The organism is Mycolicibacterium insubricum, assembly GCF_010731615.1.
GTDB lineage: Bacteria > Actinomycetota > Actinomycetes > Mycobacteriales > Mycobacteriaceae > Mycobacterium > Mycobacterium insubricum.
On sequence record NZ_AP022618.1, the window covers coordinates 4,535,637 to 4,556,275 of the forward strand.

At 69.7% G+C, this 20,639-nt stretch carries 17 protein-coding genes and 1 pseudogene; 10 read left to right on the forward strand and 8 right to left on the reverse strand.

Annotation, left to right across the window (positions count from 1 at the left end; translation table 11 throughout):
- Positions 1-3 precede the first annotated feature (3 nt).
- The 4 genes and pseudogenes from G6N16_RS21325 to G6N16_RS21340 all read right to left on the reverse strand — a co-directional run bounded on the left by G6N16_RS21325 (position 4) and on the right by G6N16_RS21340 (position 2,954).
- Positions 4-858, reverse strand: a pseudogene (locus G6N16_RS21325) (MlaE family ABC transporter permease).
- Positions 855-1,619, reverse strand: a complete 765-nt coding sequence (locus G6N16_RS21330; protein ID WP_083032110.1) for an MlaE family ABC transporter permease — start codon at positions 1,617-1,619, stop codon at positions 855-857. The pseudogene G6N16_RS21325 and the gene G6N16_RS21330 overlap by 4 nt, the downstream one beginning before the upstream one ends.
- A gap of 213 nt (positions 1,620-1,832) precedes the next feature.
- Complete coding sequence (locus G6N16_RS21335) at positions 1,833-2,735, reverse strand: 3-oxoacyl-ACP reductase (RefSeq protein WP_083032067.1); 903 nt, start codon at positions 2,733-2,735, stop codon at positions 1,833-1,835.
- Between the two features lie 27 nt (positions 2,736-2,762).
- Positions 2,763-2,954, reverse strand: a complete 192-nt coding sequence (locus tag G6N16_RS21340) for a ferredoxin (protein WP_083032066.1) — start codon at positions 2,952-2,954, stop codon at positions 2,763-2,765.
- Positions 2,955-3,098: 144 nt separating this feature from the next.
- On the opposite strand from G6N16_RS21340, the gene G6N16_RS21345 reads away from it, so the two are divergent.
- The 8 genes from G6N16_RS21345 to G6N16_RS21380 all read left to right on the forward strand — a co-directional run bounded on the left by G6N16_RS21345 (position 3,099) and on the right by G6N16_RS21380 (position 12,978).
- Positions 3,099-4,277 carry an acyl-CoA dehydrogenase family protein gene (locus G6N16_RS21345; RefSeq protein WP_163787941.1) on the forward strand — a complete coding sequence of 393 codons (1,179 nt, stop codon included), beginning with the start codon at positions 3,099-3,101 and terminating at the stop codon, positions 4,275-4,277.
- A gap of 21 nt (positions 4,278-4,298) precedes the next feature.
- Positions 4,299-5,378 carry an acyl-CoA dehydrogenase family protein gene (locus G6N16_RS21350; protein ID WP_083033422.1) on the forward strand — a complete coding sequence of 360 codons (1,080 nt, stop codon included), beginning with the start codon at positions 4,299-4,301 and terminating at the stop codon, positions 5,376-5,378.
- Between the two features lie 3 nt (positions 5,379-5,381).
- Positions 5,382-6,887, forward strand: a complete 1,506-nt coding sequence (gene fadD17, locus G6N16_RS21355) for a long-chain-fatty-acid--CoA ligase FadD17 (protein ID WP_083033423.1) — start codon at positions 5,382-5,384, stop codon at positions 6,885-6,887.
- Positions 6,884-7,915 carry a PucR family transcriptional regulator gene (locus G6N16_RS21360; RefSeq protein WP_083033425.1) on the forward strand — a complete coding sequence of 344 codons (1,032 nt, stop codon included), beginning with the start codon at positions 6,884-6,886 and terminating at the stop codon, positions 7,913-7,915. The genes fadD17 and G6N16_RS21360 overlap by 4 nt, the downstream gene beginning before the upstream one ends.
- Before the next feature lie 148 nt (positions 7,916-8,063).
- On the forward strand, positions 8,064-8,633 hold the full coding sequence (locus tag G6N16_RS21365; RefSeq protein WP_083033427.1) for a nuclear transport factor 2 family protein: 570 nt from the start codon (positions 8,064-8,066) through the stop codon (positions 8,631-8,633).
- On the forward strand, positions 8,626-10,305 hold the full coding sequence (locus G6N16_RS21370) for a steroid-22-oyl-CoA synthetase (RefSeq protein WP_163787942.1): 1,680 nt from the start codon (positions 8,626-8,628) through the stop codon (positions 10,303-10,305). The genes G6N16_RS21365 and G6N16_RS21370 overlap by 8 nt, the downstream gene beginning before the upstream one ends.
- Entirely contained in the window at positions 10,298-11,857 is a 1,560-nt protein-coding gene (locus tag G6N16_RS21375; protein WP_083033430.1) for an FAD-binding protein, read from the forward strand. Before G6N16_RS21370 ends, G6N16_RS21375 begins: the two co-directional genes overlap by 8 nt.
- Positions 11,854-12,978 (forward strand): 3-ketosteroid-9-alpha-monooxygenase, oxygenase component, encoded by a 1,125-nt coding sequence (locus G6N16_RS21380; protein ID WP_083033431.1) that lies wholly within the window; start codon positions 11,854-11,856, stop codon positions 12,976-12,978. The genes G6N16_RS21375 and G6N16_RS21380 overlap by 4 nt, the downstream gene beginning before the upstream one ends.
- Here the strand turns inward: G6N16_RS21380 and G6N16_RS21385 are convergent.
- From G6N16_RS21385 to G6N16_RS21395, 3 genes are read right to left on the reverse strand one after another with little or no spacing between them, the layout of a single operon-like run.
- Positions 12,967-14,523, reverse strand: coding sequence for an acetolactate synthase large subunit (locus G6N16_RS21385; protein WP_083033444.1), 1,557 nt, complete (start codon positions 14,521-14,523; stop codon positions 12,967-12,969). The two genes, G6N16_RS21380 and G6N16_RS21385, sit on opposite strands and share 12 nt — an antisense overlap.
- 28 nt (positions 14,524-14,551) lie before the next feature.
- On the reverse strand, positions 14,552-15,664 hold the full coding sequence (locus tag G6N16_RS21390; RefSeq protein WP_083033433.1) for an NAD(P)H-dependent flavin oxidoreductase: 1,113 nt from the start codon (positions 15,662-15,664) through the stop codon (positions 14,552-14,554).
- Positions 15,664-17,304, reverse strand: a complete 1,641-nt coding sequence (locus G6N16_RS21395; protein ID WP_083033435.1) for a medium/long-chain-fatty-acid--CoA/3-oxocholest-4-en-26-oate--CoA ligase — start codon at positions 17,302-17,304, stop codon at positions 15,664-15,666. The genes G6N16_RS21390 and G6N16_RS21395 overlap by 1 nt, the downstream gene beginning before the upstream one ends.
- A gap of 68 nt (positions 17,305-17,372) precedes the next feature.
- On the opposite strand from G6N16_RS21395, the gene G6N16_RS21400 reads away from it, so the two are divergent.
- Complete coding sequence (locus G6N16_RS21400; protein WP_083033436.1) at positions 17,373-18,170, forward strand: crotonase/enoyl-CoA hydratase family protein; 798 nt, start codon at positions 17,373-17,375, stop codon at positions 18,168-18,170.
- Between the two features lie 50 nt (positions 18,171-18,220).
- Entirely contained in the window at positions 18,221-19,465 is a 1,245-nt protein-coding gene (locus G6N16_RS22020) for a sensor histidine kinase (RefSeq protein WP_083033438.1), read from the forward strand.
- On the opposite strand, the gene G6N16_RS21410 is transcribed toward G6N16_RS22020, so the two are convergent.
- On the reverse strand, positions 19,440-20,636 hold the full coding sequence (locus tag G6N16_RS21410; protein WP_083033440.1) for a cytochrome P450: 1,197 nt from the start codon (positions 20,634-20,636) through the stop codon (positions 19,440-19,442). The genes G6N16_RS22020 and G6N16_RS21410 overlap by 26 nt on opposite strands.
- Positions 20,637-20,639 lie beyond the last annotated feature (3 nt).

Below are 20,639 nucleotides of genomic sequence, written 5' to 3' on the forward strand. Positions count from 1 at the left end.
GGATCAGCCGGCCAGGTTGAAGTTGCCGGACCCGCCGTAGACGGCGAGTGAGATGAGCAGGGTGATGACCACGACCACCACCAGCGAGGTGCGCACCGCCTTGCCGACGGCGATGCCGACGCCGACCGGGCCGCCGGAGGCGTTGTACCCGTAGTAGGTGTGCACCAGCATCACCGCCAGCGACATGACGATCGCCTGCAGGAACGACCACAGCAGGTCGGTGGAGATCAGGAAGGTGTTGAAGTAGTGGTCGTACAGGCCCGAGGACTAGTTGTTGATGAATACCGTGGTGAACCGGGCGGCGAAGAACGAGGCCAGCACCGACAGTGAGTACAGCGGGATGATGGCGATCAGGCCGGCCATCAGCCGGGTCGACACCAGGTAGGACACCGCGTGCACGGCCATCGCCTCGACGGCGTCGATCTCCTCGGCCACCCGCATGGCGCCCAGCTGCGCGGTGGTACCCGCCCCGATGGTGGCGGCCAGCGCGATGCCGGCGACCACCGGGGCGACGATGCGCACGTTGAGGAAGGCCGACAGGAAGCCGGTCAGCGCCTCGATGCCGATATTGCCCAGGGAGGCGAAGCCCTGCACGGCGATCACGCCGCCGGAGGCCAGGGTCAGGAACGCGGCCACCCCGACGGTGCCGCCGATGATGGCCAGCGCCCCGGTGCCCATGGTCATCTCGGCGATCAGCCGGATGGTTTCGCGGCGGTATCGGGTCAGCGCGTTGGGGACGTACCGGAAGGTCTCGCCGTAGAACAGGGCCTGCTCGCCGAAGCTGTCGTACCCGCGCGGCAGCCAGGCCAGCGCGCGCCGCAGCTTCAGCGTCGCGTCGAAGTCGCCGAAGGTACTCATCGCGCCAGCACCCGCACACCGATGGCGGTCATGATGACGTTGATGACGAACAGGCAGATGAAGGCGTAGACCACGGTCTCGTTGACGGCATTGCCCACGCCCTTGGGCCCGCCCTGCACGGTCAGGCCCCGGTAGCAGCCGACCAGCCCGGCCACCATGCCGAACAGCAGCGCCTTGACCTCCGCGAGCACCAGCTCGCCGAGGCCGGTCAGGATGGTCAGGCCGTTGATGAACGATCCCGGATTGACGCCCTGCAGGAACACCGAGAAGACGTAGCCGCCGGCCAGGCCGATCGCGCAGACCAGCCCGTTGAGCAACAGCGCGACGAAGGTCGACGCCAGCACGCGGGGCACCACCAGCCGGTGGATCGGGTTGATGCCCAGCACCCGCATGGCGTCGATTTCCTCGCGGATGGTGCGCGCACCCAGGTCCGCGCAGATGGCCGTGGCGCCGGCGCCGGCGACCACCAGCACGGTGACCACCGGGCCCAGCTGGGTGATGGTGCCGAATGCTGTGCCCGCGCCGGACAGGTCCGCCGCGCCGATCTCCCGCAGCAGGATGTTGAGGGTGAAGGCGACCAGCACGGTGAACGGGATCGCCACCAGCAGCGTCGGGACCAGGGAAACCCGGGCGATCATCCAGGTCTGGTCGAGGAACTCCCGGAAATGGAAGGGCCGGCGAAAGGTCTCACGCAGCGTCTCCAGGGACATCTCCATGAAGCCGCCCACGGCCCGCGCCGGGACGGTCAGCTGTTCGAGCAACCTCGCCATCCCTTCTCGGACCCGGCAGCTACCTTCGCCCCCGTCGAGCGGAGCCTCCGTGAGCGGATCATACTAACCAGCCGTACTTTCCGAAGTCAAAGCACTCAAAATTAGTGGCCTACCGACATATTTGTCCAGTTCACGACGTGAAATAGCTCCTGATTAGAACACGTTCCATGGCGCTGCGCCAGCGGCCCGAAACGCGCTGCCGACTCACTCCTCCAGCAGCCCCATTACCGAGAAGCAATCCGCCGGATCGTGTTCAGCAAAGTAGTCGGCGAATGCCCCGGCGAGTTCCCCGGGAGCCCAGCCGCTACCGGCGGCGGCGAACCGCCCGGCCACCGTCGGGGCGGCGATCATCGCGACCTGCGGCCCGTAGACCACGAACAGCTGCGCGTTAACGGCATCGGAGGCCGGCGAGGCTAGATAGCGGACGAGTTCCACGACGTGTTCGGGGGACAGCGGGTCGAGCTCACCGGCGGGCAGGTCCGGTTCCTCGCCGAACACGTCGGCGGTCATCGCGGTGCGCGCCCGCGGCGCGATGGCGTTGGCCCGCACCCCGTAGCGACTCAGGCCGCGGGCCGCCGACAGGGTCAGCGCGGTGATGCCCGCCTTGGCGGCGGCGTAGTTGGCCTGGCCGGGCGGGCCGGCCATCGCCGCCTCCGAGGAGGTGTTGATCAGCCGGCCGTACACGCCACCGTCGGTCTTGGCCTTGTCCCGCCAGTAGGTCGCGGCATTGCGGGTCAGCAGGAAATGCCCGCGCAGGTGCACCGCGATCACCGCGTCGAAGTCCTCGTCGGACATGTTGAACAGCATCCGGTCCCGGGTGATACCGGCGTTGTTGACCACGATGTTCAGCCCACCGAGCCGGTCGGCGGTGGCCACCAGCTCGTCGGCGGTGGCGCGCTGGGAGATGTCCCCGGCCACGGCCACCCCGGTGGCACCGGCGGCGGCGATCTCGGCCAGCACGTCGGAGGCGTCCAGCGCTCCGGCCATGTCGTTGACGACGACGGTCGCGCCGGAGGCGGCCAACCCGATCGCCTCGGCACGGCCCAAGCCGGCTGCGGCGCCGGTGACGACGGCGACCCGGCCCGACAGATCAGCGGTAGAACTCATTTACGAATACCTCTAGTCTTCTCGGCTCTAGTCTTGGCGGCTCAGGGCGGCGCGGGGGCAGTCGGCGATGGCCCGCTCGGCGCGTTCCTCCGCGTCGGCCGGCACCGGGTCGATCAGCACCACCGCGTAGTCGTCGTCGTCGAGTTCGAACAGGTCCGGTGCGATACCCACGCAGATCGCATTACCCTCGCAGCGATCACGGTCGACGTGCACACGCATGACAGAACTCCTTCCACTGGACCGGCGGCAACCCGCGGTGTGTCTAGACGCCTCAGACTAGAACGTGTTACAACCTGGGGGAAGTTCGGGCGCCCGATTCGACGTGGGCGGACCCGAGACAGCGACGAGGCAAGGACGCAACGGATGCGGATCGGCTACACCCCCGAGCAGGAAGAATTGCGGCGCGAGCTGCGCGCATACTTCACCAGACTGATGACCCCCGAGCGGGCCGAGGCGCTGGCGTCGGGCGACGGGGAGATGGGCCGCGGAAACGTCTATCGCGAGACGGTCGCCCAGATGGGGCGCGACGGCTACCTGACGCTGAACTGGCCGACCCAGTACGGCGGCGCCGGCCGTGACCCGATGGACGCGCTGATCTTCACCGACGAGGCGGCCATCGCAGCAGTCCCGGTGCCGTTTCTGACCATCAACTCCGTCGCGCCGACCATCATGGCGTTCGGCACCGAAGACCAGAAGAAGTTCTTCCTGCCCCGCATCGCCGCCGGCGATCTGCACTTCTCCATCGGCTACTCCGAACCCGAGGCCGGGACCGACCTGGCGTCGCTGCGCACCGCCGCGGTCCGCGACGGCGACGACTACGTGATCAACGGGCAGAAGATGTGGACCTCGCTGATCGCCTACGCCGACTACGTGTGGCTGGCGGTGCGCACCAACCCCGAAGCCAAGAAACACCGCGGGATCTCCATGCTGATCGTGCCGACGACCGCCGAGGGCTTCTCCTGGACCCCGGTGCACACCATGAGCGGGGTGGACACCTCGGCCACCTACTACTCCGACGTGCGGGTGCCGACCTCGGCGCTGGTCGGCGAGGAGAACGGCGGCTGGAAGCTGGTCACCAACCAGCTCAATCACGAACGGGTGGCGCTGGTTTCGGCGCAGCCGATCTACGTGGCACTCGACGGGGTGCGCGAATGGGCGCAAAACACCCGCGACGCCCGGGGCAACCGGGTGATCGACTCCGAATGGGTGCAGCTGAACCTGGCGCGGGTGCACGCCAAGGCCGAGGTGCTCAAGCTGATCAACTGGGAACTGGCCTCGGCGGCGGGCTCCCCGTCGCCCGCCGACGCGTCGGCGGCCAAGGTGTTCGGCACCGAACTGGCCACCGAGGCCTACCGGCTGCTGATGGAAGTGCTCGGCAGTTCGGCCACCCTGCGCACCGGCACCCCCGGCGCCCTGCTGCGCGGCCGCATCGAGCGTATGCACCGCTCCGCGCTGATCCTGACCTTCGGCGGCGGCACCAACGAAATTCAGCGCGACATCATCGGCATGGTCGCACTCGGTCTCCCCCGAGCCAACCGGTAACCCGAAAGGCCAACGATACCCATGGATTTCACCACCTCCGAAGCGGCCACCGATCTGGGCGGGCTGGTCGCCACCATCACCGAATCGGTGTGCACCAACGAACACCAGCGTGAGCTCGACCGGGCCGGCCAGCGTTTCGACCGCGCCCTGTGGGACAAGCTGATCACCGCCGACGTGCTCTCGGCCGCCGCGCCGGAGAGCATCGGCGGCGGCGGTTACGGCATCGAGGAAGCCGCCGCGATCGCCACCGCGCTGGGCCGCCAGCTGGCCGCGGTCCCCTACCTGGAATCGGTACTGCTGGCCGCCGGCGCCATCGCCGAATTCGGTTCGCCCGCACTGGCCGCCGAGTGGGCGGCCCCGGCCGTCGCCGGGACGAAGATCCTCACCGTCGCGCTCACGCCCGAGATGGGCGCCGGCCCGGTACGGGCCGCCACCGGCGACGACGGTGTGCTGCTGACCGGAACCCGCACCCAGGTCAACTACGCCCGGGTCGCCGACGCGATCCTGGTGCCCGCCGAAACCGATTCCGGGACAGCCGTTTATCTCGTCGACGCCGATGCGCCCGGACTGACGGTCACCCCGCTGGACACCACCGGCAAGGGCAACGTTGCGCACCTGAAGCTCGACGGCGTGTCCGTCGGCGCCGACCGGCGCCTCGGCGACGGCGCCCTCGACTGGCTGCGCGCCCGGACCCTGTTGGGCTACAGCGCCTATCAGCTCGGGGTGCTGGAGCGGGCGCTGGAGCTCACCGCGTCCTATGCCGCCGAGCGCGAGCAGTTCGACCGGCCCATCGGCAGCTTCCAGGCCGTCGCCCAGCGCCTCGCCGACGGCTACATCGACGTCAAGGGTCTGCGCCTGACGCTGACCCAGGCCGTCTACAGCACCGCCGATGTCGACATCGCCTCGGCGGCCTTCTGGGCCGCCGAGGCCGGGCACCGGGTCGCCCACACCGCGGTGCACGTGCACGGCGGCGTCGGGATCGACGAGGACCATCCGATCCACCGGTACTTCCTGTTCGCCAAGCAAACCGAGTTCGGTCTGGGCGGTGCGACCGGGCAGCTGCTGGCCATCGGCCGCGAACTGGCGGACACCCCGGTGTAACCGGTGACCGTCACCCGACTGCTGGAACCACTGGCCGACGTCGACGACGCCGGAATCTACTGGGCCGTCGATTCGGGTGCGGTGTCCTTCGTCAGTTGGCGCAACCACATTCGCGACGGGGCCGCGCTGGCCGCGGCGCTGCGGTCCCGGCTGGACCCCGCCCGACCCCCGCACGTCGGGATCCTGGCCGGCAACACCGAGTTCTTCTCCCGGGTGCTGGTGGCCGCCGCACTGTCGGGGATCGTGCCCGTCGGGCTGAACCCGACCCGCCGCGGCGCGGCCCTGCAGCGCGACGTCGACCACGCCGACTGCCAGTTCGTCCTGGCCGATCACAGTGACCCAGAGTCCGGCATCGGGTCCATCGATGTGGAATCAGCCGAATTCGCCGCGGAACTGGACACCCACCGCGGCGCGCCGGTGGTGTTCGGCGACCCCGATCCCGACGACCTGTTCATCCTGATTTTCACCTCCGGCACCAGCGGTGACCCCAAGGCAGTGCGCTGCACCCACGAGAAGGTGGCGGTGCCCGGGGTGATGCTGGCACAGCGGTTCGACCTGGGCCGCGCCGACGTCTGCTATCTGTCCATGCCGCTGTTCCACTCCAACGCCATCATGGCCGGCTGGGCCCCCGCGGTCGCCGCCGGCGCATCCGTCGCGTTGCGCCGGAAGTTCTCCGCGTCGGGCTTCCTGCCCGATGTCCGCCGGTTCGGCGCGACCTACGCCAACTACGTCGGCAAGCCGCTGTCCTACATCCTGGCCACCTCCGAGGCCCCCGACGACGCCGACAACCCGCTGCGGATCGTGTACGGAAACGAGGGTGCGGCAAGGGATCTGGACCGTTTCGCGGCCCGGTTCGCGGTCACCGTCGTCGACGGTTTCGGGTCCAGCGAGGGCGGGGTGTCCATCGCCCGCACACCGGACACCCCGGTCGGCGCGCTCGGGCCACTGCCCGAGGGCATCGACATCGTCGAGCCGGACACCGGCGCGTCGTGCCCGCCCGGCGTGGTCGGCGAGCTGGTCAACACCGCCGGCGCGGGCCAGTTCCGCGGCTACTACAACGATCCCGGCGCCGACGCCGCCCGGATGGCCGGCGGCGTGTACCACACCGGCGACCTGGCGTACCGGGACGACGACGGGTACGCGTACTTCGCCGGGCGGCTCGGCGACTGGTTGCGGGTCGACGGCGAGAACCTGGGGACCGCCCCCATCGAGGCCGTCCTGCTGCGCTATCCGGGGCTCACCGAGGTCGCCGTCTACCCGATACCCGATCCGCTGGTCGGCGATCAGGTGATGGCCGCGCTGGTGCCGGCCGAACCCACCGCCTTCGACCTCGCGGACTTCACCGAATTCCTCTCCACACAACCCGATCTCGGCCCGAAGCAGTGGCCGCGCTACGTCCGGATCTCGGCAGGACTGCCGCGAACCGAGACCTTCAAGATCCTCAAGCGCGAACTGTCCGCCGAAGCCACCGATTGCGCAGACCCGGTCCACCGGATACCGCGCCCATGACCGGACGGCCGCGGCTCGCGGAACTCGGTTCGGACCCGGGATCGGTACTGACCGTCCTCCGGTACTTCGATGCCCTGGCCGACGGCGGCCGTGGCACCGAGGACATCCTCGCCGCCGTCGCCGAACTCGCGGGCTGTCCGGTGGTGGTGGATGCCGGAATCGCGCGGTTGGAACGCCGCAGTCCCGCCCACCCACTCGACGAACTCGTCGCCGACCGGCTGAGCCGCCTGCTGGCGCGCCGCGCCGCGGTACCGCATCTCGGCGACCCGGCACTGGTCGAGGTCGTCATCTCCGGCAAGGAGGACCGGGTGGACCGGGGTCGAGCCATCCGGCTGCTCGGCTTCGACGAATCCCGGGACGTTCGGGTGCTGGCAGTCTCGGCCGATGTGCGGGCGACCCTCCGTCTGGTCCTCGGTGCGCTGTCCGGCGGACGCGTCGCCACCGCGACGCTCGGCCGCACGGTCGCGGTGTTATACCAAGGCGGTCCGGCGGCCCGGCCGCTCGGCGACGCCATCGAGGCGGCGATTGCCACCGCCTATCCGGCCCCGCGGACGCGTCCCGGTGATCGTGGTTCGTGGGTGGGGATCGGTTCGGAGACAGGGATTTTTGCTGCGCCGAAGTCCTGGAGCGAGGCGCTGGGAGCGCTGCGGTTCGCCTCCTCGACCGGCTATGGCCGCCACGTCATCGCCTACGAACGGCTCGGCGTGCTGGAGCTGTTGGCGCGGTTGCCGGCCGAGCGGATCGCCGCCAACCGCGACATCGCCCGGATAAACGAGATCGCCGCCACCGGCGCCGGGGCGCTGGACGTCAGCACCGTCGAGGCGTTCTGCGTGTTCGGGACGCTGCGCCGCACCGCCGAGGAAATGCACGTGCACCACAGCACCGTGGCGGCCCGGCTGGCGCACCTGAGCGAGCGGATGGGCTGGGACTTCGACGATCCGATGGACCGGTTCACCGCCACCCTGACGCTGATGGTCCGTCGCATCTCGCTGTCCGCGGCTGCGCTGGCCGCCGACGATTTGCCGTGACCACCCGACATCCGTCGGTCCCCGACCGTCATTCCGGCGACTCCCGTCGGCTGCGGCGGGCACCCGGCCCCGCCGATGATGGTCGGGAGGTTCGCCCAGCCCCCGCGAACCGCCGACACCAACCACACGAGATCAAGGGAGTCCGCACGTGGCGATCATCGACCCCACCCAGACCTGGGTGCCCGTGGAGGAACGACTGGCCCGGACCACCGATGCGCGGCACCGCCAGATGCTCGGCATCGTCATCGAGCATATGAAGGCCGAGGCCGAGCCGGAGATGGAGCGGCTCATGGCGACGCTGAGCCCGAACCCCGAGTACCACTTCTGGTTCGCCGGCACCGATCTGGGGCCCAAAACCACCGAGGGCGTCCGTGCGTACTACACGGCGTTCGTGGACAGCGGCGCCAATGTGCTGGTGTTCGAGATCGATCGGATCGCGGTCGACGACGATGTGGTGATGACCGAGGGCTGGATGAAGATGATCTACCCGGGTGCGGCCGCGCAGGGCATCGGCATCGACGTCGACGACCCCGACGCCGCATACCTGGTGTTGTTCCGGCAACTGATCGTCTGGCCGATCGACGCCGACGGGCTGATCGTCGGCGAGGACGCCTACCAGACCGGGCCGGTCAGCGTCACCAAGCTCAGCCACGACGAGTTGCCGCAGAAGTACCTCGACCAGATCGCCAGCAAAGCCGCCGCAACCGCCGATGCCTGAGCAACGCCGTGATATCGCGACCATGCTGCTGGACCGCCTGGGCGATCAGCGGCTCGGGCTGCGAACCCGGGAGCGGGCCTGGACCTGGGACGAGGTGGTCCGCGAGTCGGCGGCCCGCGGTGCACTGGCGCAGAGCCTGCGCCGCGAGGGACCGTTCCACATCGGGGTGCTGCTGCCCAATGTGGCCGACTACCCGCTGTGGCTCGGCGCGGCGGCGCTGGCCGGGGCCACCGTCGTCGGTATCAATCCGACCCGCGGCAACGCCGAGATGGCCGCCGAGATCGCCCACACCGACTGCCAGCTGATCGTCACCGACGCCGCCGGCCGGGCCCGGCTGGCCGGGCTGGACCTGGACCTGGACCTGGGTGCCGACCGGTTCCTGGTGGTCGACGAGGAGCCCTACCGCGACGCGGTGGCCGCCCACCGCGTCGCGCCCGCCGTCGCGCCCGGGGTGGGGCCGGGCACGCTGATGCTGCTGCTGTTCACCTCGGGCACCACCGGGGCGTCCAAGGCGGTGCGGTGCAGCCAGGGGCGGCTCGCCGCCATCGCCTACGCCGCCACCGAGAAGTTCGGGCACGTCCGCGACGATGTCGACTACTGCTGCATGCCGCTGTTCCACGGCAACGCCATCATGGCGCTGTGGGCCCCGGCGCTGGCCAACGGTGCCGCGGTGTGCCTGACGCCGTCGTTCTCGGCATCCGGATTTCTGTCCGACGTAAGGTTTTTCGGCGCCACGTATTTCACCTACGTCGGCAAGGCGCTGGGCTATCTGCTGGCCACCCCCGAGCGTCCCGACGACGCGGACAATCCGCTCAACCGCGGCTTCGGCACCGAGGCGTCCCCGGAGGACCAGGCCGAGTTCGCCCGTCGGTTCGGCGCGAGACTGTTTGAGGGCTACGGGTCCAGCGAGGGCGGTGCGGTGGCGACCCCCGACCCGCAGGCGCCGCCGGGGGCGCTGGGCCGCCCCGCACACGACGACGTGGCGATCGTCGATCCCGCCACCTGCCGGGACTGCCCGCGCGCGGTGACCGATGCCCACGGCCGGGTGAGAAACCCCGACGAGGCGATCGGCGAGATCGTCGACAAGCGCGGTTCCTCGGGCTTCGAGGGCTACTACCGCAACGACGAGGCCGACGCCGACCGGGTGCGCAACGGCTGGTACTGGAGCGGCGACCTCGGCTATGTCGATGAGGCCGGGTTCCTGTACTTCGCCGGCCGCCGCGGCGACTGGATCCGGGTGGACGGGGAGAACATCTCGGCGCTGGTCATCGAGCGGGTGCTGCGGCGCCATCGCGAGGTGGTGGCCGCCGGGGTGTACGGGGTGCCCGACCCGCGCTCGGGGGACCAGGTGATGGCAGCCCTGGAGGTGACCGACCCCGACGCCTTCGACATCGGTGCCTTCGCGGACTACCTGGTGACCCAGGACGACCTGGGCGCCAAGGGAATTCCGCGGTTCATCAGGCTGTCCCGGCGGCTTCCGGTCACCGGTTCGAACAAGGTGCTCAAGCGCGACCTGCAGGCGCAGCGCTGGCACACACAGGATCCGGTGTATCGGTGGGTGGGCCGCGGACATCCGACCTACCATCGGATGAGCGGGACCGACTGCACCGACCTCGACGCCGAATTCACCCGCCACGGCCGGGTTCACCACGGAAAGAACAGCGATGCCTGATTGGGATGAAGAGACCGATGTGCTGGTGGCCGGTTCCGGCGCGGGCGGGGTCACCGGTGCCTACACCGCCGCCCGGGAGGGCCTGTCGGTCATCCTGGTCGAGGCCACCGACCGGTTCGGCGGCACCACGGCGTACTCCGCCGGTGGCGGCATGTGGTTCCCGGTCAACCCGGTACTGGTGCGCGCCGGCACCGACGACACCGTCGAGGATGCGCTGGAGTACTACCGCGCCGTCGTCGGTGACCGCACCCCGGCCGACCTGCAGGAGACCTACGTGCGCGCCGGCGCGCCGCTGATCGCCTATCTGGAGGACGACGAGCAACTCAAGTTCCAATTGCTGCCCTGGCCGGACTATTTCGGCGCCGCGCCCAAGGCCCGCGGCGACGGCATGCGCCACATCTCGGCCAAACCGCTGCGGGTCTCGGCGGCCCCGGACCTGCGGGAGCTGGTACGCGGGCCGCTGGACGTCGACCGGCTCGGCGCCGCAGTGCCCGAGAACTACTTCGTCGGCGGCCGAGCGCTGATCGCCCGATTCCTGCTGGCTGCCCGGGCGTACCCGGGGTTCTCGGCGCGCCTGGACACCGCGCTGGTGGAGCTGGTGGTCGAGGATCACCGGGTGATCGGCGCCGTCGTCGAGCACGCGGGGATGCGCCGCGCGATCCGGACGCGCCGCGGTGTGCTGCTGGCCGCCGGTGGCTTCGAGCGCAACGACGAGCTGCGGGAGCGGTTCGGGGTGCCAGGCTCCTCCCGGGACACCATGGGGCCGTGGGGGAATCAGGGTCTTGCACATCTGGCCGGGATGGCAGCCGGGGCCGACACCGACCTGATGGACCAGGCCTGGTGGTCGCCGGGGCTGACCCATCCCGACGGCCGGTCGGCGTTCGCGCTGTGGTTTGTCGGCGGCATCTTCGTCGACGACGACGGGCGCCGGTTCGCCAACGAGTCCGCGGCCTACGACCGGTTGGGCCGCGCGGTGCTCGCGGCGATCGACGACGGTTCGGTGACGCTGCCGTACTGGATGGTCTACGACTCCTCCGGGGACAACGCGGCCGGTGTTCCGCCGGTCAAAGCCACCAACGTGTCGATGGTCGATCCGCAGCGCTACATCGACGCGGGCTTGTGGGTCACCGCGGACACGCTGGCGGAGCTTGCCGGGAAAATCGGTGTGCCACCGGCGAATCTGGTGGAGACCGTGGCCCGGTTCAACGAGTTCGCCGCCCGCGGTGTCGACGAGGATTTCGGCCGCGGCGACGAACCGTATGACCGGGCGTTCTCCGGCGGCGCGGCGCCGCTGTACCCGATTGAGCAGCCGCCGTTTCACGCCGCGGCGTTCGGGGTGTCCGACCTGGGCACCAAGGGCGGTCTGCGCACCGACACCGCAGGCCGGGTACTCGACACCGACGGTGCCGTCATCGCCGGTCTGTACGCCGCCGGCAACACCATGGCCGCGCCGAGTGGCACCGTCTATCCCGGTGGCGGCAATCCGATCGGCACCTCCATGGTCTTCTCCCACCTGGCGGCAATGGATATGGCGAACGGAACGAGGCGATGACCGGCATCCGCGAGATCGACACCGGAACACCGCCGACCCGCTACGCCCGGGGCTGGCACTGCCTCGGGTTGGCCGACGACTTCCGCGACGGCACACCGCATCCCATCAACGCGTTCGGCACCAAGCTGGTCGTGTTCGCCGACAGCAACGGCCAGGTGCACGTGCTGGACGGCTATTGCCGGCACATGGGCGGCGACCTATCCCAGGGCACTATCAAGGGCGACGAGGTGGCCTGCCCGTTCCACGACTGGCGCTGGGGCGGCGACGGCAAGTGCAAACTCGTCCCCTACGCCAAGCGCACCCCGCGACTGGCCCGCACCCGCAGCTGGGGAACCACCGAGGTCAACGGGCAGCTGCTGGTGTGGCACGACCCCGAGGGGTCCACCCCGGAACCGGAACTCACCCCGCCGACCATCGACGGCTACGCCGAGGGCCGCTGGACGCCGTGGCAATGGAATTCGGTGCTCATCGAGGGGTCGAACTGCCGCGAGATCGTCGACAACAACGTCGACATGGCGCACTTCTTCTACATCCACCACGCCTACCCGACGTACTTCAAGAACGTCATCGAGGGCCACACCGCCAGCCAGTTCATGGAATCCAAGCCGCGCCCGGACTTCGCCACCCGCGACCTCTGGGAGGGAACCTATCTGCGTTCGGAGGCAACGTATTTCGGCCCCGCCTACATGATCAACTGGCTGCACAACGATCTCGGACCCGGGTTCACCGTCGAGATCGCGCTGATCAACTGCCACTATCCGGTCACCCAGGATTCCTTCGTGCTGCAATGGGGCGTGGCGGTGCAGGAGATGCCGGGGTTGCCGGCGGACAAGGCCGGCAGGCTGGCGGCCACGCTGGCCCGCAGCTTCGGTGACGGGTTCCTGGAGGACGTGGCGATCTGGCGGAACAAGACCCGCATCGAGAACCCGTTGCTGACCGAGGAGGACGGGCCGCTGTATCAGCACCGCCGCTGGTATCAGCAGTTCTACGTCGATGCCGCCGCGGTCACCCCGGATATGACGGAGCGGTTCGAGCAGGAGGTCGACACGAACCACGCCAACGAGCTGTGGCAGCAGGAGGTCGCCGCCAACCTCGCCGCCCGCGTCGGATCAGCCGAGTAGAGACGGCACCACGGCCTCGATCAGGTGCGGGCCCGGCTCGGCGAACGCCTCGGTGAGCGCGACGGCCAGCTCGTCGGCGGTAATCGCGCGGCGCGCGGGAACACCCATGCCGCGGGCGATCTCGACGAAATCGAGTGTCGGGCGGCCGAGGTCGAGCAGATCCAGGGCTCTCGGTCCGGGCGCGTGCGTGCTGGTGGCGCCGACACGTTGCAGTTCCAGCCGCAGGATGTCGTAGGCACCGTTGTTGAGGATGACGGTGGTGATGTTCAGGTTCTCCCGGGCGTGGGTCCACAGCGCGGAGATGGTGTACATCGCCGAGCCGTCGGCCTGCAGCGCCAGCACCGGCCGGTCGGGGGCGGCGATCGCCGCGCCGGTGGCCGCGGGCAGCCCGTAGCCGATGGCGCCGCCGGTCAGCGTCAGTACGTCGTGCGGCGGGGCGCCGGCGGTGGCGGCCGGCAGCCCAAGCCCGGCGGTGTTGGCCTCGTCGACGATGATCGCCTCGTCCGGCAGCAGCGCGCCGATGACGTTGGCCGCCGACAACGCGGTCAGCGGGCCGGTCGGCAGCTCGGGCCGGGCCGCCTCGGCCACCGGTGCGGCGACACCGGGGGCGATGTCGTCGGCCAGCACCGTCAGGGCGGCGGCCGCGCCGCGGTGGCCGGCCAGGGTGGTGACCGAGCAGCCGTCGGGCACCAGGTCGCTGGGCCGGCCCGGGTAGGCGAAGAAGGAGACCGGGGAGACGGCGCCGGCCAGGATCAACCGGATGGTGCCGGCGAGCTGCGCTTCGGCGCCCTCGGCCAGATACGCCAGCCGGTCCAGGGCGGGCAGCCCGGCGCCGCGGCGCAACCGGGCGGGGAAGGTCTCGCACAGCAGCCGGGCGCCGGTGGCCGCCGCGATCCGCGCGGCGGCGGTCAGCCCCTCCTCCGAGGTGGCGTCGCCACCGATCAGGATGACGGTCGCTTCGCCGGAGCGCAGCGCGGCGGCAGCCACGGCGACGGCCTCCCGGTCCACGCCGGGATCCGGTGCCGGGGCGGCCGGTACCGCCGGTTGCGCGCCGTCGGTCCAGGAGACGTCGGCGGGCAGGATCAGCGTGGCGACGGTCCCGGCGCGGGCCGCGGTGATCGCCGCGGCCGCATCGGCGGCCACCGCGTCGGGGCTTGCACTGCGAATCACGGTGGACGACACCGTATGTGCGACGGCGTCGATGTCGGATTCCAGCGGCGCGTCGAAGCGCTTGTGATAGGTCGCGTGGTCGCCGACGATCACCAGCACCGGGGTGTGTGCGCGGCGGGCGTTGTGCAGATTGGCCAGGCCGTTGCCCAGTCCGGGACCCAGGTGCAGCAGCACCCCGGCGGGCCGCCCGGTCATCCGCGCGTACCCGTCCGCGGCTCCGGTGGCCACGCCCTCGAACAGCGCGAGCACCCCGCGCATGGCCGGCACCCGGTCCAGCGCGGCGACGAAATGCATCTCCGACGTGCCGGGGTTGGCGAAGCAGACGTCCACGCCGTTGTCGACCAGGGTCTCGATCAGGGATTGGGCACCGTTCATGGTGTCCATCCTGCCCCGCCGGGTGCGGCTACCGGTCGCGGATGGTGTCCAACCGGCCGGTGGCGGCCTCGAATCCACTCACCAGCTCGGCGACGATGTCGGCGACCGGGCGGATCTCGTTCATCCGTCCGACGATCTGGCCGACCGGCATGGCGACCGCGCTGGGATCCGATCCCAGGCTCATCCGCTGGTGGGCCTCGCTGACCAGGATGTTCTGCAGCGGCATGGGCAGCGGCTCGGGCGCGCCGTCGGCGTCCCACGCGTCGGTCCAGCGGCTGCGCAGCAGCCGGGCGGGCTTGCCGGTGTAGACGCGCCGGCGCACGGTGTCGGCGGAGGTGGCGGCCAGCATGGCCTCCTGCACCACGGTGGTGCCGGACTCGGTGCGCACCCCGAGGTCGTATTCGGCGGCGGTGAGGAACGCCGAGCCCATCCAGACACCCTGGGTGCCCAGCGCCAGTGCGGCGGCCACCTGCCGGCCGGTGCCGATGCCGCCGGCGGCCAGCACCGGGGTGTCACCGACGGCGTCGACGATCTCCGGCCACAGCACCATGGAACCGATCTCCCCGGTGTGCCCGCCGGCCTCGTGCCCCTGCGCGACGATGATGTCGACGCCGTTCTCCACATGCCGCAGTGCGTGTTTGGCGCTGCCGGCCAGTGCGGCGACCGGAACCCCGGCGGCGTGCACCTGCTCGATGACGTCGACCGGCGGGGAGCCGAGCGCGTTGGCGATCAGCTTGATCGGGTGCCGCAGCGCCACCTCGACGTGGCTGCGGGCCACCGAGTGCAGCCAGCCGAGCACGCCGTCACCGGCATCTCCGGGCAGCGGAGGTACGCCGAGGTCCGCGAGGGTTTTGGCGACGAAGTCCTTGTGCCCCTGCGGGATCAGCTTGTCGATGTCGACGGCGCTGCCCTCGGTGGGCACCTTCGCCGGCATCACGACGTCGACGCCGTAGGGCCGGCCGTCGGTGTTGGCGTCCATCCAGTCCAGTACGGCGTCGAGGTCCTCGGCGTCGTTGAACCGTACACAGCCGAGCACCCCGAGGCCACCGGCGCGGCTGACCGCGGCGGCCACCTTCTCCGACGGGGTGAAGACGAAGATCGGGTACTCGATGCCGAACCTGTCACACAGGGCGGTGCGCATCAGCGGGCGGCCTTGGTCTCGTCGGCGGAACGGACCTCGGTCTGTTCCTTGGCCCACCGGTAGTCGGGTTTGCCCGCCGGGGAACGCTTCACCTCGTCGACCAGCCACAGGCTGCGCGGAACCTTGTAGCCGGCGATCTCGGAACGGACGAAGCCGTCCAGGTCGGCCAGCGTCACGGCGGCCCCGTCGCGGGGTTGCACGACGGCCGCGACGTGCTGTCCGTAGCGCTCGTCGGGCACGCCCACCACCAGTGCGTCGAACACATCGGGGTGGCCCTTGAGCGCGGCCTCGACCTCTTCCGGGTAAACCTTCTCACCGCCGGAGTTGATCGACACCGAGCCGCGGCCCAGCATGGTGACCGAGCCGTCGGCCTCGACGGTGGCATAGTCCCCCGGGATCGCGTAGCGCACCCCGTTGATCGTGCGGAAGGTCTCGGCGGTCTTCTTCTCGTCCTTGTAGTACCCGACGGGGATGTGGCCGCGCTTGGCGATGATGCCCCGCACCCCGGAACCGGGCACCACCTCGTTGCCGTCGTCGTCGAGCACGGTGGTGCTCTTGTCGATGGTGACCCGCGGGCCGCCGGTGTGGGACTGACCCTTGGCGACGATGCTGGTGCCGCCGAAGCCGGTCTCCGAGGAGCCGATCGAGTCGGTGATCACCCGGTTGGGCAGCAGCTCCAGGAACTTCTCCTTGATGCTCGTGGAGAACAGTGCGGCGGTGCTGGCCAACAGGAACAGCGACGACAGGTCGTAGTCCTGACCGTCTGCGCCCTGGGCCTCGATCAGGGCGTCCAATAGCGGGCGGCCCATGGCGTCGCCGGTGAAGAACAGCAGGTTGACCTTGCGGTCGTGGATGGTGCGCCACACCGCGGCGGCGTCGAATTCCGGTGTGAGGACAGTGGTCTGGCCGGCGAATAGTGCCATCCAGGTGGCCGACTGGGTGGCGCCGTGAATCATCGGCGGTATCGGGTAGCGCACCATCGGCGGGTTGGCCGCGGCTTGGCGGGACAGGTCGTACTCGTCGGCCAGGGGTTGGCCGGTGGCGAAGTCGGTGCCGCCGAACAGCACCCGGTAGATGTCCTCGTGGCGCCACATGACGCCCTTGGGGAAGCCGGTGGTGCCGCCGGTGTAGAGCAGGTAGATGTCGTCGGCGCTGCGCGGGGGAAAGTCGCGCTCCGGCGATCCCTCGGCCAGCGCCTCGGTGAACTCGACACCGCCGTAACGCCGGTAGTCCAGATCGGAGCCGTCCTCGACGACGATCACCGTTTTCAGCTTGGGCAGCTCGGGCAGGACGGCGGCGACCCGGTCGGCGTACTGGCGTTCGTGCACCAGGGCGACCATGTCGGAGTTGTCGAACAGGTAGCGCAGCTCGGCCTCGACGTAGCGGAAGTTGACGTTGACCGCGATGGCGCCGGCCTTGACGACGCCGAGCATCGCGATGACGATCTCGGTGCGGTTTCGGCAGTACAGGCCGACCTTGTCGTCCTTCTTGACGCCGCGGTCGATGAGGTAGTGCGCGAACCGGTTGGCCCGCTCCTCCAACTCGGCGAAGGTCAGTTCTTCGTCCCCGCAGATGACGGCAACACGATCCGGAACGGCATCGATGGCGTGCTCGGCAAGGTCCGCGATGTTCAAGGCCATAGAGACAAATTAGAACGTGTTACATTTTCAGACAAGTTTTCGTCAATTCGGCAGGAAGGACCCTCCCGGTGACCGCTTCGGATTCTCAGCCGCACGCCCTGGTCGAACAGCGTGGACACACCCTGATCGTGACCATGAACCGGCCCGAGCGGCGCAACGCGCTCACCGGCGAGATGCTGGCGATCATGGTGGACGCCTGGGACCGGGTGGACGCCGATCCGGAGATCCGCACCTGTGTCCTCACCGGGGCCGGCGGCGCGTTCTGCGCGGGGATGGATCTGAAGAACGCGGACAAGTCCGCGCCCGGTGACACCTTCAAGGCCGGCTACGACCCGACCCGGATCGACGGCCTGCTCAAGGGCCGGCGGCTGACCAAGCCGCTGATCGCCGCTGTCGAGGGCGCGGCGATCGCCGGCGGCACCGAGATCCTGCAGGGCACCGACATCCGGGTGGCCGGTGAAAGCGCGAAATTCGGGATCTCCGAGGCCAAGTGGAGCCTCTACCCGATGGGCGGCTCGGCGGTGCGACTGGTCCGCCAGATTCCGTACACCATCGCCTGCGACCTGCTGCTGACCGGACGCCACATCACCGCGGCCGAGGCGCGCGAGTTCGGCCTGATCGGCCACGTGGTGCCCGACGGCACGGCCCTGGACAAGGCGTTGGAGATCGCCGAGGTGATCAACGGCAACGGCCCGCTGGCCGTGCAGGCGATCCTCAAGACCATCCGGGAGACCGAGGGCATGCACGAGAACGAGGCCTTCGTCCCGGACACCAAAAACGGCATCCCGGTGTTCCTGTCGGAGGACTCCAAGGAGGGGCCGCGCGCGTTCCTGGAGAAGCGCAAGCCGCTGTTCAAGATGAGGTAACGCTCAGATGAAGTAGGCTCGGCCCATCTCTGGCGGGATGGGAGTCGGGCATGTCGGCACACGAAGACCCGTCCGCACCGGCCGGTGACCCCTCCCTGTTCCGCGGCCTGCTGCTGCAGTTGGCGCTGCGGCTGCTGTTGGCGGCGTTCATCGGTACCGCGCTGGCCTCCCAGCCCCCGGATGCCAACGGGCCCGTGCACTGGGGCATCTTCGGCGGCTACCTGGCCTTGATCGCGGTGTGGAGCCTGTGGGCGCTGCACGCCGCGGACCAGTCCCGGCGCACCCGCCGCCCGGTGGCGCTGGTCATGCTGTGCGCGGATCTGGCTGTGGCAGCGATCATCTCGATGGACACCGGGATCAACTCGGCGGGCACCTGGACCTCCGACGTGGTTCAGCACGGATTGTTCCTGGTCCCGCTGATCGCCGCCGCCCAGTTGGACCCGGTGGTCAGCGCCGCCGTCGCGGTCCCCACCGTCGCCACCTTCTTCGCCGTCAGCTGGGTCGACAAGGCCGCCAACGGGAACGAGCCGTGGTCCTCGATCCTCGCCCGCACCGCCATCGTGTTCGGGCTGGCCGCGGGGTCGGTCGCACTGTCGTGGATCCAGCAGTCCCGGACGCGGACCATCGCCGAGTTGGCCGCCGAGCGCGCCCGGTTGCTGCGCGAGGTGATCAACCTGGAGAAGCGGGAACGCCAGACGCTCTCGGAACGCCTGCACGACGGTGCGCTCCAGTACGTGCTGGTGGCGCGCCAGGACATGGACGACGTGCGGGACGGATCCCCCGAGGGTTGCGACCGCGTCGAATCCGCGCTGACCGAGTGCTCCCGGCTGCTGCGCGACGTCGTGCGTGAACTACACCCGGAGGTACTGGCCCGGTCCGGGCTGCGGGCCGCGATCACCGCGCTGGCCGACGGCATCGCCGCACGCAGCGACCTGCGCGTCGGGCTGGACGCCGACGGCTGGCCCGAGGACCTGCGTACCCCCGCCGATCATCTTCTCTACAGTGCGGCCAGGGAGTTCTCCACCAATGCGATCAAGCACGCCCGGGCCCGGCGGCTGGATTTCACGCTGCGGCACAACGGTGTTCGCGCCGAGCTGCAGATCTCCGACGACGGGGTCGGCATCGCGCCCGAGCGGCTGGCGCGCAGCGTCACCGACGGCCACATCGGGTTCGACTCCGTCCGCACCAAGGTGCTGGCCTCCGGCGGCGAGTTCACCGTGGCGGGCCCGCCGGGCACGACGGTGTCGATCTCGGTCCCGGCGGCCGCCGTCAGTCCAGCCGGGTGCCCGGGGTGAACACCACCGGCATCGCCTCCAGACCGGAGACGAAGTTGGCCGGGCGCAGCGGCAGGACGGCATCCGGGGCCAGCCGCAGATCCGGCATCCGGGCGATGACCCGCGACAACATCAGCCGCAGTTCCAGCCGGGCCAGCTGGTTGCCCATGCAGAAGTGGGTGCCGAACCCGAATGCCATGTGACTGTTGGGGTTCCGGTCGATGCGGAAATCGTCCGGGTCCTCGAACACGGTCTCATCGAAGTTCGCCGACTCGAACATCAGCATGATCTTCTCCCCCGCGCGCAGCGAGGTGCCGTGGAATTCGATGTCCTGGGTCAGGGTGCGGCACATGTTCTTCACCGGTGAGGTCCAGCGCAGCATCTCCTCGATGGCGCCGGGCAGCAACTCCGGATCGGCCAGCACCGCCTCCCACTGATCGCGGTGGGCCAGCAGCGCGGCGGTGCCGCCGGACAGCGTGTGCCGGGTGGTTTCGTCGCCGCCGATCAGGATCAGCAGGGTTTCCATGACGATCTCGTCGTCACTCATCCGCTGGCCGTCGACCTCGGCGTTGACCAGTACCGAGAACAGGTCGTCGGTCGGGTTGGCGCGCCGGTCGGTGATGACGCCCATGGTGAACTCGGTATAGGCGGCGAACGTTGCCATCAGGTTGTTGATGGCGGATTCGTCGAGGTGCGAGCTGAGCCCGCAGACCAGCTCGTCGGACCAGGTCAGCAGCATCTCACGCTCGGCGGGCAGCACACCGAGCATGTCGCCGATGACGGCCATCGGCAGCGGCGCGGCGATCTGGCGGACGTAGTCGCATTCGCCGGCCTCGATGACCGCGTCGATCAGCGTGTCGCACAGCGCCTCGATGGATCCCACCTTGTCCATCACCCGCTTGCGGGTGAAGCCGGAGTTGACGAGTTTACGGCGCAGCAGGTGCGCCGGGTCGTCCATGTCGATCATGTAGGGCATGCCGGGCTGGTCGGGGCGGATGCCGCCGGCCGAGGAGAACACCTCGGGGTTGCGTTCGGCGTCGAGCACGGCCTGGTAGGTGGTGGCGGCGGCCAGCCCGTTGCGGTCCCGGAAGACCGGCTGGTTGGCCCGCATCCACTTGTAGGCTTCGCGGGCGCCGCCGTCGGCGTAGAACGTGCCGTCGGTCAGGTCGATGTCGAGCGTGGTCGCGGTCATGTG